Genomic DNA, 13385 nt, shown 5'->3' on the forward strand with positions numbered 1-13385 from the left:
CGTGCGGTTCTCGCCGTGGGGCGCACGGAACGCGCGTGAACGGTGGGTGCGGCGCGGGAAACCACCGCGGCTCTTCCGCGGGGCACTGTGATGCCGCCGCGACTCTCGCCTTGAGGCGGCTTTCGGAGGGACGACGTTGCGCCTCTCGGCGAGAAGGCCTTATCCCTCTCTCTTGTCATCGCGCTGATGACATCTGTGGAATCCGCCGAATTCTGCCCTGAATGGGGGACTTAGGGCAGCGATAAGCGGCATGGGACGATCCCTCCGGCCCGACAGTCGTCGGCCTTCTCGCTCCGACGAATCCGGATGCCCTCCTCCATGCGAACGAAGACCCTCAGCGTCTCCCTTTTCCTCGCCCTGCTCCTCTCCCTCTTCGTCGCGACCCCGGCCCAGGCCGCGGGATCGCCGGCCGCGCCGACGAACGTCGTCGCTTCTGACAACAGCTGCACGGACGCCGTCACCATCTCGTGGACGGCACCCGCGCAGAAGGTCGCCGGCTATCGCGTGCACATCTACACGATTTACACGACGCGATATGGGGACACCGACTCGTATACGACAGCCCTGACGGAAGTGTCGAACGCAACTTCGGTCTCTTTCGACTTACCTCGCGATGTGAATGGCTATACCATTGAAGTTGCGAGTGTGACTGATTTCAACGCCTCGTTCTCCGGCGGCGAGTACGGCCAGAAACTAGTCGCATCATCGACCCAGAGCATCCCGACCAGCACCGGTCTCTACCATTACTGGAACGTCCCTGCGCCGGCCGAGCTCTCGGTGGCCTACGACGAATCCACAGCACTGGCTTCCGCCCGGTGGAAGCGGCCGTCGATCAACGGGGAAGCGTGCTCCTTCGATGAGTACCACGCCACGCTCGACGATATCGCGAGTTACGACGATGACTGGGGCAACGGCAGCGGCTACGACGTCGAGTACTCCCTGACCACAACCTCGCAGAATCTCGATGTGGCCGCCGGCCATCGCTACGAATACTGCATCTGGGCTGCGTCCTGGTACTTCAGGTCGGAAAGTGCCGACTATGCCGACTACCTCGACTCTCCAAAGAGCTGCGTCTCCTTCGGCACCGGCACCACCCGTCCTGCTGCTCCTGAGTTCGCATACGCGGAGCCCAGCGGCACGTCGATGGCCGTTTCATGGGAGGCGCCCTACGCCGACGGCGGCACCGACATCACGGGCTACAGGGTCAGCCGCAACGGCACCGACGCGTCCGGCAGCGGCCCCTGGTCGACCGTCGTCTCCGCCGACCGCCGCTCGCAGACGTTCACGAACCTCCGCCCGAACACCTCCTACACCTTCACCGTTCAGGCGATCAACGCGGTCGGCACCAGCGAAGCGGCAACGGTCACCCGCACCGCCGACGCCTACTTCGCCCCCTCCGTTCCCACGCGCGTCGCCGGCACCACGAACGACAGCGTGCGATCCGCGACGATCTCCTGGGCGCCTCCGGAGTCGGCCGGCAACCCGGCGATCACCGGCTACCGCGTCTCGCGCAACGGCGTCGACAACGCGGGAGCCGGACCGTGGTCGACGACCGTTGCCGCCACCGCACGCTCCTTCACGTTCACGCACCTGGCGGCGGGCGCCACCTACACGATGAGCGTCAGCGCTATCAATGCCGGAGGCGACAGCGGGGCGGCATCGACCGTCGTGCGCATCGGCGGCACCGCCCTCACCGCCGCGACCCCGACCGTCACCGGCACCGCCGCGGTCGGCTCGACGCTCACGGCGAGCGCCGGCACCTGGGGCCCCTCCCCCGTGGCCCTCGCGTACCAGTGGCGTGCGAACGGCACCGCGATCAGCGGGGCGACCGGCACCACGTACCGTCCGGTCGCGGCCGACGCGGGCAGGGTGATCACCGCCGCCGTCACGGGCTCGAAGTCGGGCTACGTCTCGACCACGCGGGTCTCCTCCGGGACCGCTGCCGTGACCGGCGGCGCGATCACCGCTGCGACGCCGACCATCAGCGGCACGGTGAAGGTCGGCTCGACCCTCACCGCGAAGCCCGGCACCTGGGGCCCCTCCCCCGTCGCCCTCGCCTACCAGTGGAAGGCGAACGGCACCGCTCTGAGCGGGGCGACGTCCGCGACGTACACGCCGACCGGCGCCACTCTCGGGAAGACGATCACCGTGACGGTCACGGGGTCGAAGTCCGGATTCACCGCCGTGACGAAGACCTCCGCGAAGACGAGCGCCGTGGTGGCGGGAACCCTCTCCGCCGCGACCCCGACGATCACCGGCACCGCGAAGGTCGGCTCCACCCTGACCGCCAAGCCGGGCACGTGGGGTCCCTCGCCGGTGGCCCTCACCTACCAGTGGAAGGCGAACGGCACCGCGATCACCGGGGCGACCTCCGCCACCTACAAGCCGACCAGCGCCACGGTGGGGAAGAAGATCACGGTGACCGTCACCGGCAAGAAGGCCGACTACACGACGGCGACGCGCACCTCCGCCGCCACCGCAGCGGTCGTCAAGTAAGGGATCCGACCCGGGTCGCCGGGGGAGCCTGCTCGCGCGGACTCCTCCGGCGGCCCCGGGAATCCACCACCATCGTCCCCCGGACGGGGGCCCATCCCGCCGACACCCGCCCTCGCCCGGAGGCGGGCGGCGGCTAGCATTCAGACACCGTGTCCGCCGCGGCCTCCCGCGGATCCTGCCGAAAGGCCCGCCGTGCCCGCACGCCCCCTCGCCGCGATCGGCGTCTCCGCTCTCCTGCTGGCCGGCCTCGCCGCCGGTCCGGCCGTCGCCGCCCCCGATCTCCCGGGCGCGAGCGCCGCGCAGGAGGCGGCCGCCGAGGTCGTCCTCTCCGGCACCATCGCGCTCCGCGACGCCGATGAGGAGCACCCCGCCCCCGCGAACCCGTCCTTCTACGTCCAGGTCCAGAACGCCGAGGGCGACGTGGTCGCCGAGGCGGACACGGGCGCCGACTTCTCCCTCCCCGTTCCCGGCGGCGAGCCCCTCACCGTCCGCGCGAACCTGATCGGCAGCGACGACTGGTACCCGACCTGGTTCGGTGACACCCCGGTCGCCGAGGCCGCGAGGACGACCCGGGGGACCGACGAGTCCGTCGCCATCTCCCTCCTGCGCACCGCCGAGCTGTCCGGATCGATCACCGCCGACGCGGTCCCCGGCGTCTCCTCCCCCTCCTTCGACGTGCAGGCCTGGTGGGTCGACGGAGGGACGTACTCGCTCCTCGACACCGTCCCCGTCACCGGAGCCCCCGGCGCCGCCCGCGCGTGGGACACGGGCGACCTCGCCCTGCCCGCCGGCGACTACCTCCTGCGCCTCGTGGAGCCGGGGTACCCCGCCTACGACGACCAGTACTTCTCCCGCCTGGCCCGCCTCGACGAGCGCGCGGTCGTCTCCGTGCCGCCGGGCGGCCGCAGCGGCATCGACTTCTTCCCGTCCGCCTACTCCTCCGACGTCGCCCGCCTCGCCGGGACCGACCGGTACGCGACCGCCGTCGCGGTGACCGCCTCCGGATTCGCCGACGGCGCCCCCGTCGTCTACCTCGCCAGCGGAGCGAACTGGCCGGACGCGCTGAGCGCCGGCCCCGCCGCCGCGAAGCAGGGCGGCGCCCTCCTGCTCACCGACCCGAGCGTCCTGCCCGCCGTGGTGGCGGCCGAGCTGCGCCGCCTCGCCCCGCAGCGGATCGTCGTGGTCGGCAGCGCCCTCTCCGTGAGCGACTCGGTGCTCCAGCAGGTGCGGGCCCTCGGGATCCCGACCGAGCGCATCGAGGGCGTCGACCGCTACGACACCTCGCGCCGGATCGTCGAGGACGCCTTCCCGGACGGCAGCTACGAGAACGTCTTCGTCGCGACCGGCACCAACTTCCCGGACGCCCTCTCGGTCGCGCCGATCGCCGGCCGCCGCGCCGAGCCCGTCCTCCTCGTCGACGGCGCCCGCTCGCGCCTCGACCAGCCGACCCGCGACACACTCGCCGGGCTCGACCCCTCCTCCGTGCAGCTGCTCGGCGGTGCGCCGTCGATCTCGACCGCCGTCGAGGCAGACCTGCGCGCCGCGAAGATCGCCGACACCGTGTCGCGCATCGCCGGTACGGACCGCCACGACACCAGCCGACGCCTCAACGACGTCTTCCCGCCGTCCGAGCTGGGCGACACCGTCTACCTCGCGACCGCCACCGGCTTCGCCGACGCGCTGGCCGTCGGCCCGGTCGCCGCGAAGCAGGGCGCCCCGCTCTACCTCAGCGAGCCGACCTGCCTGCCGCGCAGCACCCGTGTGAAGATGCAGGGCCACGACCTCGATCAGGTGCTGCTCCTCGGCAGCCCCCTGACCCTGTCGGCGCAGGTGCGCTCGCTGTCCGCCTGCTGAGACCCGAGACGCACCGCACGAGCCCTGGAGATCCATGAGCGCCACCGCCGACCGTCCCCTCCTCGTCGGCATCGAGACCGGGGGCACGAAGGTCGTCGCGGCGGTCGCCGACGCCGCTGATCCCGAGCGGATCCTCGCGACGACGACCCTGCCGACCCGCGGGCCCGCCGAGACTCTCGCCGATCTGGCCGGCTTCGTCAGCGGCCACGGAGTCGACGGCACCGTCGCCGCGGTCGGCGTCGCCTCCTTCGGCCCGCTCGACATCCATCCCGGCTCGCCGACCTACGGGCACCTCACCTCCACGCCGAAGCTCGGCTGGGAGGGCACCGACGTCCTCGGCCCGATCGGCGCGGCCGCACCGGGCGCCCGGCTCGCGCTGGTCACCGACGTCAACGGAGCCGCCCTGGGCGAGGCCCGCTGGGGCGCCGGAGCCGGAGTCGACGACTTCGTCTACCTGACGGTCGGCACCGGAGTCGGCGGCGGCGTGATCGCGGGCGGACGGCTCCTCGCCGGAAGCGGCTGGCCCGAGGTCGCGCACCTGCTGCCCCGCCGCCACCCCGAGGACGGCTTCGCCGGCACCTGCCCCTTCCACGGCGACTGCCTCGAGGGTCTGGTCGCCGGTCCCGCGATCTCGGCGCGCTGGGGCGTCGACGGCTCCCGCCTCGGCCCCGAGGAGGCGGCCGCGAACCTCCGATTCAGCTCCTACTACCTCGCGCAGCTCGTCACGACGCTCGCCTACGTCGCGGGCGTGCGGCTCGCGGTCGTCGGCGGAGGCGTGTCGAAGACGCCGGGGCTCGTCCCCGCGGTCGAGGCCGAGGTCGAGCGGCTGATGGGCGCGCCCGGAGCGACGGGGACGGGCGGCGGGCGGATCCGCATCGTGCGCCCGGCCCTCGGCGACGAGTCCGGGGTGCGCGGGGCGATCTCGCTGGCGGAGTCCCTGCTCGCCTGAGCTCTACCCTCGTCCCATGAGCGACCGACCCGTCGACCCCTCCGCCCCCGACTCCGGTCGCGACGAGACGGTGGAGGAGCGATCCGACCGCAACTGGAACGAGATCCTGCAGGAGCTGCGGGTCGTGCAGACCGGCACGCAGATCCTGGGCGGCTTCCTGCTGACGCTGTGCTTCCAGCAGCGCTTCGCCGACCTCGCGCCGCCCGACGTGGCGCTCTACCTCGTGCTCGTCCTGCTCGCCGCGTGCGTCACGATCCTGGCGCTGGCGCCCGTCATCGCCCACCGGCTGCTGTTCCAGCGGCGGAGGAAGGCCGAGCTGGTGCGGTTCGGCAACCGGGTGGTCACGGTGTGCCTCGCGGCGGGATCGCTGCTGTTCGTCGGAGTCGTGGGCTTCGTGTTCGACGTCGTGCTGGGCGGGCCGGCGGGCCTCTGGGCGGGCGGAGGCGTGCTGCTGCTGCTCGCCGTGGTCTGGGCGACCGCGCCGGTCCTCCTGCGGAGGCGCTGAGGGCGGCGGAGTCTGCCCGCCCCTCCCCCGCGAGTCAACGGGGTACCCGGGTCCGCCGCGCTCTTCCTACCGTGGCCGCGAGGCGCGCACCGCGCCGACGCGAGAGGAGCACCATGACCGACCGGACCGAGCAGCCGCAGGAGAACCCGCAGAACCACGACCACGTCGACGACGCGGGCGTCGACAAGCCCTCGCAGGCCGAGGGCGACGACACCGAGGGATCGGCCGGCTGATCGCCGCCTCGATCCCCGTCCTCCCCGCGATCGACAGCAGCGCGGCCGTCCTCGCCGACGGCTACCTCTTCGGGACGCGGCGCTTCGACGACGTGGGCGCGGACGCGTTCCGCACCCGGATCCTCGGACGGCCCGTGATCATGGCGCGCGGTATCGAGGCGGCGCGCTTCTTCTACGAGGGCGGGCGCTTCGACCGCGAGGGCGCGCTGCCCGGCTCCGTGCTGCACCTCCTGCAGGACGAGGGCAGCGTGCAGACCCTCGAGGACGAGCCGCACCGGAGGCGGAAGCGGATGTTCCTGGATCTGGTGGAGACGCCCGAGCAGCGGTCGAGGCTGGTCTCGGCCTTCGCGCGGGAGTGGCAGGCGTCCGCCGCCCGGCTGACCGGCGAGCGGGTCCGCCTCCAGGACGTCGCCGCCGAGGTCCTGGGCCGCGCGGTCCTGTCGTGGGCCGGCATCGAGGCCGACGAGGAGGAGGTGCTGCGGCGCACGGACGAGCTCCGGGCGATGATCGACAACGCCGGGCGCTTCGGCCCGCCCAACTGGGCCGCGCGACTCCGCCGCCGCTCGACCGAGCGGTGGGCGCGCGGCCTGATCGAGGCGAGCCGGACGGCCGGACCCTCCCCGACTCCCCTGCACCGGATCGCGCACGAGAAGGAGGACGGCGGCCTCCTGCCCGTCGAGGTCGCCGCGGTGGAGCTGATCAACGTGCTGCGGCCCACGGTCGCGGTGGGGCGCTTCGTGGTGCTGGCGGCGCTCGCGCTGCACCGGCATCCGGAGTGGCGGGAGCGGCTCGCCGACCAGGAGGAGCGCGTCGCGTTCGCGAACGAGGTGCGGCGCTTCTACCCGTTCTTCCCGATGGTCGGAGGAAGGGCCCGCCGGGAGCTGGACTTCCGCGGCGAGACGCTTCCCGCAGGGCAGTGGATGCTGCTCGACCTCTACGCGACGGACCACGGCTCGCACTGGGAGGCGCCGGGCCGCTTCGATCCGGAGCGGTTCCGGTCGCCGGTCGACCGCAACGGCTTCATCGCCCAGGGCGGCGGGCACTACGGAGGCGACCACCGGTGCCCGGGCGAGCCGGCGACCGTCGACCTGCTGTCCGCGGCGCTGGAGCTCCTGGCCGCGGGGCACCCGTACGACGTCGAGGACGGGCAGGATCTGCGCGTGAGCCTGCAGAGCTTCCCGACCGGGCCGGAGGACGGCTTCGTGGTGAGGTTCCGCTAGGGGCCGGCGGGCTCGAGCGGGCGGGCTCGGCGGGCGACCTCTGCCAGCGGCTTCCGCGGGGCGGTCCTCCTCCACAGGCCGCGGTCCCGCGCGCTCTCCCCGGATCCGCTCGGGCCTTCCCCGCCCGCCTCGCCCGGCGAACACGCTCGGGGGATGCAGAAGCCGAGTCAGTCCTCCGGAGCGTCGAGCTCCTCGAGCGCCCGCAGCGCCTCGCGGGCGCGCTCGAGCCGATCGGCCTCGGGCTCGTCCCACCATGCCGGTCCGCGCTCGCCCAGCCCGTGCTTGGCGAGCCCGACCCTCCTGCGCGCCAGCGCCTCCGCCTCCGCGTCCTCGTGCATCCTGGCCGAGCGCACTCCCGAGCGCCCGCGCCCGAGGTGCGAGGTGAGGACGGCGACCACGTCCTCCGGCAGCGAGGGGTCGGTGCGCCGCCACCGGCGGCCCTTCACCACGAGCCAGCGCTCGTCGTCCTCGTCGCTCACCCCGTCACCGCCGCCTCGGGTTGAGCCGGTCACCGGTGCTCGTGAGGTCCACCTGCTCCGGCAGCAGGAGCGCCTCGATCCGCCCCGCGGCGGAGAGCCGCAGCAGGTCGTCGACGAGGGCGCGCGAGCCGCCGACCAGCGTCGAGTCGAAGTCGACCTCGCTCGCGAGGTACCAGGCCCGGTCCTCCGGCCAGAGCGCGAGCGGAGTCTGCACGACGAGCCCGGAGGCGTCGGCGAAGCCCGCCGCGCGCGCCCACGCGGTGTCCTCGAGCACCCTGACGTCGAGCGAGAGCAGAGGCCCCTCCCGCCCCGGCAGCTCGACTGTCGCCGCGGCGGCGGTCTCGGGGTGCTCCCAGCCGGTCGGCCGGGTGTCGCTCATCCACTCGGGCAGCTCGTCCGAGGCGTCCGAGCGGGAGATCAGGATCCGCGACCCGCCGCTCAGCACGCCGAACCCCTCCCAGAACACGGCCAGGCAGTCCTCGGGAGCGCTCGTGTGCTCCGCGAGCACGGCGGCGACGGCCGCGAGCTCGTCGAGCGGGAGCACTCCGAGGCGGGGCTCCGCGTACTCGTCGGGATGCTCGCCGGTGAGCAAGTCCCACTGCGCGAGCGGATGCAGGAGCGTCCCCTCCCGCTCGGCGACCTCGCGCCAGCGCCGGGGCGGGTCGTCGGAGGGGTGCAGGATCCGCACGGCCGCCTCGAACAGCGGAGGGACGATCCCCTCGAAGCGCCCGAACGGGCCGAGAGCAGCCAGCATCGGCTCCGCCCGCGCGGCGTCCCGCTCGGCGCGCAGGGGCGCGTCCCGGGGTGTCGGCTCGACCATCGGCCCAGGCTAGCGCTGGACGGTCGCTCCGCTCAGGGCGGAGAGGGCCCGTTGCGGTCCCGTCTCGCGGGCGAGGCCCTCGGCGAGCGCCGTCAGCCGTTCCCGGGCGGGAGCGTCGAGTGCGAGCATCCGCCGCGCAGCCTCCGCGAGCTCTCCCCCGGAGGCGGCGTTGGGGTCGAGCACGGCGGCGAACCCGGCGTCCTCGAGCGCGGCCGCCCCCGCGAACTGGTCCGTCGAGAACGGCAGGACGACGAGCGGCACGCCCGCGGTCATCGCCTCCGTGACGCTGTTGTTGCCGCCGTGGCTGACCGCGAGCGCGGCCCGGCGCAGGAGCGCGACCTGCGGCAGGAAGCCGCGGACCAGCCAGCCCTCGGGGACCTCGCCCAGGGCCGAGCGCTCGGTCGCGCCGGAGGCGAGAGCCACGCGGACGGGCCTGCCCCCGACCTCGATACCGGCCAGGGCCTCGACGACCCGGGCGAGCACGTCGCCGCGCACCGAGAGGAAGCTGCCGAAGCTCACGTAGACGACCGGGTCCTCGGACGCGGCGAGCCACTCCTCGACCTCCGCGTCGTCGGGCTCCTCGCGGACGGCGGAGCCGAGGAACGCGTGCGGCGGCAGCTGAGCGGTGCGGGCCGAGTCGTGGAGCTCGCCCGGGTAGTTGAGCAGCAGGACGTCGCCGCTCTCGGCGAAGGCGTCGGCGCTGGGCGCCGCCCCGGGGTCGAGGGTGGTGAGGGCGGCGTTCCACTCCGCGGTGAAGGAGTCGCGCACCTGCTCGCAGAGGGCGCGGAGCGCATCGAGGTCGTCGGGCTCCGGAGCGAAGGCGTCCGGCCAGACCGGAGGGAAGCCGTAGACCTCGCCGGGCACCGTGAGCGCGCTGGGGTGGCCGAGCACGACGTCGCCGTAGGGCACGCGGAGTGCCTTCAGCGCCACGCGCGCGGTGAAGGCGAGGTGGTCGACCACGATCGCGTCGGGCTGCACCTCGTCGAGGATCACGCGCAGGCGCGAGGCGACGCCGGACGGATCCCAGAGCAGGTCGGTGAGCCGTTCCCGCGCCTGGTAGGCGAGGGTCGGGACCATCCCGCGCCGGGTGGCGTCGAAGAAGCCGCGGAGGGACGCGCCCTCGTCGGGCGCCTGCTCCTCCGCGCGGATCGTGCCCGGGTTGGAGCCGCGCCCCAGCCGGAGCGCGATGTGCTCGAATCCGAAGCCGTCCACGATGGAGCGCGTCGCGTCGCCGGTGGCCACGACGACGCGCTCGCCCGCCTCCTGCCACGCCGTGCCGAGGGTCGCCAGCGGCAGCAGGTGCGACGCGTAGTCGGGGCTGATGATCAGCAGGGTCACGAGGCCCCCAGCACGAGCGGCGAGCGGAGAGGACGCTCCTGGTCCGCGGTCGCGTGCGCGTAGACGCCCGAGAGGGCATGAGCCATGGCCTGCACCGTGTAGCGCTCGGCGACCATCGCACGCCCGCGGGCCGCGGCGTGCTCGCCGAGAGGCCCTCCTGCGAGATCCAGTGCGGCGGCGGCGCCGGCGGCGAGCGCCGCGGGGTCGGCGGTGTCGACCAGGAAGCCGGTCTCCCCCTCCTCGACGTAGGTCGCGGGCCCGCCTGTCGCCGGAGCGACGACGACCAGTCCTGCGGAGAGCGCCTCGAGGAGGGCGATGCCGAACTCCTCCTTGACGCTCGCGCAGACGTAGGCGCCTCCCGGAGCAGAGAGCCCCGGTCGGCCGTGCCGGATCGCGCCGAGCCAGCGGGCCACGGTCCCGTTCGGGCGGTGGCCGGCCAGGAGCAGCCCGTCGGACGCGACGGCGCGGATGCGGTCGAGCTGCTCGCGCTCGTCGGGACTCGGGTCGGCGAGGTCGCCGCCGACCAGGAGCAGGTTGGCGCGCTCCCGGAGCGAGGGGTCGGACGCCCAGGCCTCGGCGAGCGCCGCCATCCCCTTCACCCGGTGCAGGCGGCCCACGCTGAGCAGCAGCGGGAGGCCGCGGCGGTGCTCGGGCAGCTCCTCCAGCAGGAGGTCGAGCGAGGCCAGGTCCCCGCCCTCGTCCAGCGCGACCGGCTCACCGGCGGCGGAGGCCCGTGCGGCCGCCTCGCCGCGCTCGACCAGGCCGACGTCGATCCCCTCCGGGACGATCGTGTGCCGCTCCGGGTGCGCGGTGATGTCGACGCCGATCAGCTCGCGGATGGTCGCCGCCAGCTCCTCCCGCGGGAACAGGACGGTGTGCGCGGCGTCGGCGGCCAGGCGCTGCACCAGGCGCACGCGGAACCAGAAGTGCTCGGCGGCGTCGCGCTCGCCGAAGTCCGCGCGGGTGAGGGCGCCGGACGCGTCCAGGCCCGCGATCAGGGCGTGCGGGTCCGGAGCGAGGGTGAACACGACGGAAATCTCGAGCTCCCGGGCGACCGCGGCCGCCGCGAGGGATCCGACGTCCGCCATCCGCAGGTGCAGCACGTCGACCCGGCCGGCCGCGCGCAGGATCCGGCGGATGCCGCGCTCGGCGGCGATGCGGCGGCTCCACGCCTGGGGCATGGCCACGGGCGGCCCCACGAACGGGACCGGAGCGAAGCCGTGGCCGGAGTCGGGCAGCTCGCCGAGCGCGCGCTCGGCCTCGGCCGGAGTCCCGCGCGAGAGCGTGAGCACCCGGTCGATGCCCTCCTGCTCGACGAGCGAGTCGCCCAGGCGCACCAGCAGGGTCGCGATGCCGCCGTTGTCGCCCGCGCCCACGCGCGTCAGGGTGCCGTCGATGTCGGCGTGGACGAAGAGCTGGGCGACCGTCGGTCCGGCCTCCACGGCCGGTGCGGGGGCGAGGTCGCCCAGGGCGAGCCGGGCGAGGGGCCCGATCGGCGCCGCCTCCTCGGCCAGGCCGGTGAGCAGGAGCTCGGCGTCGTCGGAGCCGCGCTCGCCGAGCGCGTCCGTCGCGGCGGCCCGCGCCTCCAGCCCCTCCGCGCGATCGGCGGCCACGTGCAGGAGGGTGCGCTCGGCGATCGCGCCGGGCACGAGGCCCAGGGTCTCGACGAGCCGTGCCCGGGCCGCCGCTTCGCGCTCGCCGAGCAGCGCGCCCTCGAGCGCGACGGCGACGAGGTCGGGGGTCGAGGAGGCCCAGAGCAGGACGGAGCGCTGCGCGAGCATGCCGGAGAAGCCGCCGTCGCGGACCAGGCGCAGCAGCGGTCCGAGCGCAGCGGGGCGGGGCAGGCGCCCGCCGAAGGCCCAGGCGGCGTGCTCGCGGAGGTACGGGCGCTCGTCCTCGAGCAGCATCAGCAGCGCGAGGTCGGCCTCCTCGTCGAAGACCTGCGCGAGCGAGTGCACGGCCGCGATCGCGGTGAGCTGGTCCGAGGAGTCCAGAGCGGCGCGGGTGAGCAGGCGCACCGCGCGGCCGCCGCCGTCGCTCACCGCGGCGACCGTCAGCTCATCCGCCATCCGGACGGCCTCGAGCAGAGTGGGAGCGGCGCGCACGGCGTCGAGAGCGGTCTGCGTGGCCATGGTTCACCTGGTCTGTCGGAGTGGAGAGTGCGACGGAGCGCGACTCCCGACCGCTGGAGCGGCCCGGGAGGAGCGGGCCGGTACCGAGCATGCCGCGTGGGCGGCTGGGATTTCGCCACTTGCGTCGGATCTCGTCCCGCGGTACGGCCCCCTGTCAAGGGGGTGATGGCCGCAGTTCGTTTGCGCAACGCGCGAGGATCCTCAGCCGCGGGTCCACTCCAGGAGCCGCTCGACCGGCCAGGTGGTCACGATCCGCTCCTCCGGAACGCCGAGCCGCTCCGCCCGCTCGGCTCCGTAGTCGAGCAGGCCCAGCTGGCCCGGAGCGTGCGCGTCGCTGTCGATCGAGAACAGGCAGCCCTCCTCGAGCGCGAGCGCGATCAGCTCGTCCGGCGGATCCTCGCGCTCGGGGCGGGCGTTGATCTCGACCGCGGTGGAGTGGTCGGCGCACGCCCGGAACACGGCCCGGGCGTCGAAGGTCGACGGCGGGCGGGTGCCGCGCTCGCCCGACACCAGCCGCCCCGTGACGTGGCCGAGGACGTCGGTCCGCGGATCCGAGGCCGCCGCGACCAGCCGAGCCGTCATCTCGCGGGAGGGCAGCCGCAGCTTCGAGTGGGCGCTCGCGACGACCACGTCGAGGCGGTCCAGCAGCTCGTCCGTCTGGTCGAGCGCGCCGTCCTCGAGGACGTCGACCTCGATCCCGCTGAGCAGCCGCAGGGGCCCGGTGTCGAGGCCCGCGAGATGGGCGAGCTGCTCCTCCAGCCGCTCCGCGCTGAGACCGTGGGCGACCCGGAGCCGCGGCGAGTGGTCGGTGAGCGCCAGGTACTCGTGGCCGAGCGCGCGGGCCGCGTCCACCATCGCGAGGACGGGCGTCGCCCCGTCGGACCACTCGCTGTGGCTGTGGAGGTCGCCGCGCAGCCGTCCCCGCAGAGCGCTCGCGGGCGGAGGAGCCGAGCCGCGCAGCTCCGCGAGGTAGTCGGGCACCCGGCCCGACCGCGCCTGCTCGATCACCGTGAAGGTCGTGTCGCCGATCCCGGAGGCCCGCCGCACGAGGGCGAGGTCGTCCCGCTCGGCGGACGCCATCCCCTCCAGCACCGCGGCCGCGCGGCGGAACGCCTTCGCCCGGTAGCGGGAGGCCCGCTCCCGCTCGAGCAGTGCTGCGATCTCCTCGAGTGCCGCGATCGGGTCCATGCGCCCGGTCTACCACGGCGCCCGCCGCGGCCTCACCCCTCGACGGCGGCCTCGGCTCCGGCCCCCGGCCTCATCCCGCCTCGGCCCCGCCCCGGTCCCGGCCGCTCGACGCTGGGAACCGGCCGAGCCCCGTTGCCGACCGCAGCGATCGAGATATATCGTGACTCTCGT

10 protein-coding genes are annotated in these 13385 nt (G+C 74.2%); 5 read left to right on the plus strand and 5 right to left on the minus strand.

Annotated features, from left to right (window positions below):
- Positions 1-645: 645 nt before the first annotated feature.
- From C5D50_RS02590 to C5D50_RS02610, 5 genes are all read left to right on the plus strand, one after another.
- Positions 646-2496, plus strand: coding sequence for a fibronectin type III domain-containing protein (locus C5D50_RS02590; RefSeq protein ID WP_181137275.1), 1851 nt, complete (start codon positions 646-648; stop codon positions 2494-2496).
- Between the two features lie 192 nt (positions 2497-2688).
- Complete coding sequence (locus C5D50_RS02595; protein WP_104282636.1) at positions 2689-4350, plus strand: cell wall-binding repeat-containing protein; 1662 nt, start codon at positions 2689-2691, stop codon at positions 4348-4350.
- A 34-nt stretch (positions 4351-4384) separates the two neighbouring features.
- The gene (locus C5D50_RS02600; protein ID WP_104282637.1) at positions 4385-5299 is read left to right on the plus strand and encodes an ROK family protein; all 915 of its coding nucleotides are present in this window, start codon (positions 4385-4387) and stop codon (positions 5297-5299) included.
- A gap of 16 nt (positions 5300-5315) precedes the next feature.
- Positions 5316-5804, plus strand: a complete 489-nt coding sequence (locus C5D50_RS02605; protein WP_104223741.1) for a DUF6328 family protein — start codon at positions 5316-5318, stop codon at positions 5802-5804.
- A gap of 325 nt (positions 5805-6129) precedes the next feature.
- A complete protein-coding gene (locus C5D50_RS02610; protein ID WP_104282638.1) occupies positions 6130-7257 on the plus strand; it encodes a cytochrome P450 in 1128 nt (375 codons plus the stop codon).
- Positions 7258-7424: 167 nt separating this feature from the next.
- Here the strand turns inward: C5D50_RS02610 and C5D50_RS02615 are convergent, their stop codons facing one another.
- The 5 genes from C5D50_RS02615 to C5D50_RS02635 form a co-directional block, all read right to left on the minus strand.
- Entirely contained in the window at positions 7425-7736 is a 312-nt protein-coding gene (locus C5D50_RS02615; RefSeq protein ID WP_104273215.1) for a biopolymer transporter Tol, read from the minus strand.
- A gap of 4 nt (positions 7737-7740) precedes the next feature.
- Complete coding sequence (locus C5D50_RS02620) at positions 7741-8556, minus strand: hypothetical protein (protein ID WP_104282639.1); 816 nt, start codon at positions 8554-8556, stop codon at positions 7741-7743.
- Between the two features lie 9 nt (positions 8557-8565).
- Positions 8566-9894: a glycosyltransferase gene (locus tag C5D50_RS02625; RefSeq protein ID WP_104282640.1), complete on the minus strand. Its 1329-nt coding sequence runs from the start codon at positions 9892-9894 to the stop codon at positions 8566-8568.
- On the minus strand, positions 9891-12026 hold the full coding sequence (locus tag C5D50_RS02630) for a glycosyltransferase (protein WP_104282641.1): 2136 nt from the start codon (positions 12024-12026) through the stop codon (positions 9891-9893). The genes C5D50_RS02625 and C5D50_RS02630 overlap by 4 nt, the downstream gene beginning before the upstream one ends.
- A 201-nt stretch (positions 12027-12227) precedes the next feature.
- Positions 12228-13214, minus strand: coding sequence for a PHP domain-containing protein (locus C5D50_RS02635; RefSeq protein ID WP_104282642.1), 987 nt, complete (start codon positions 13212-13214; stop codon positions 12228-12230).
- Positions 13215-13385 lie beyond the last annotated feature (171 nt).

The sequence above is a fragment of the Rathayibacter sp. RFBD1 genome (genome assembly GCF_002932915.1).
Lineage (GTDB): Bacteria > Actinomycetota > Actinomycetes > Actinomycetales > Microbacteriaceae > Rathayibacter.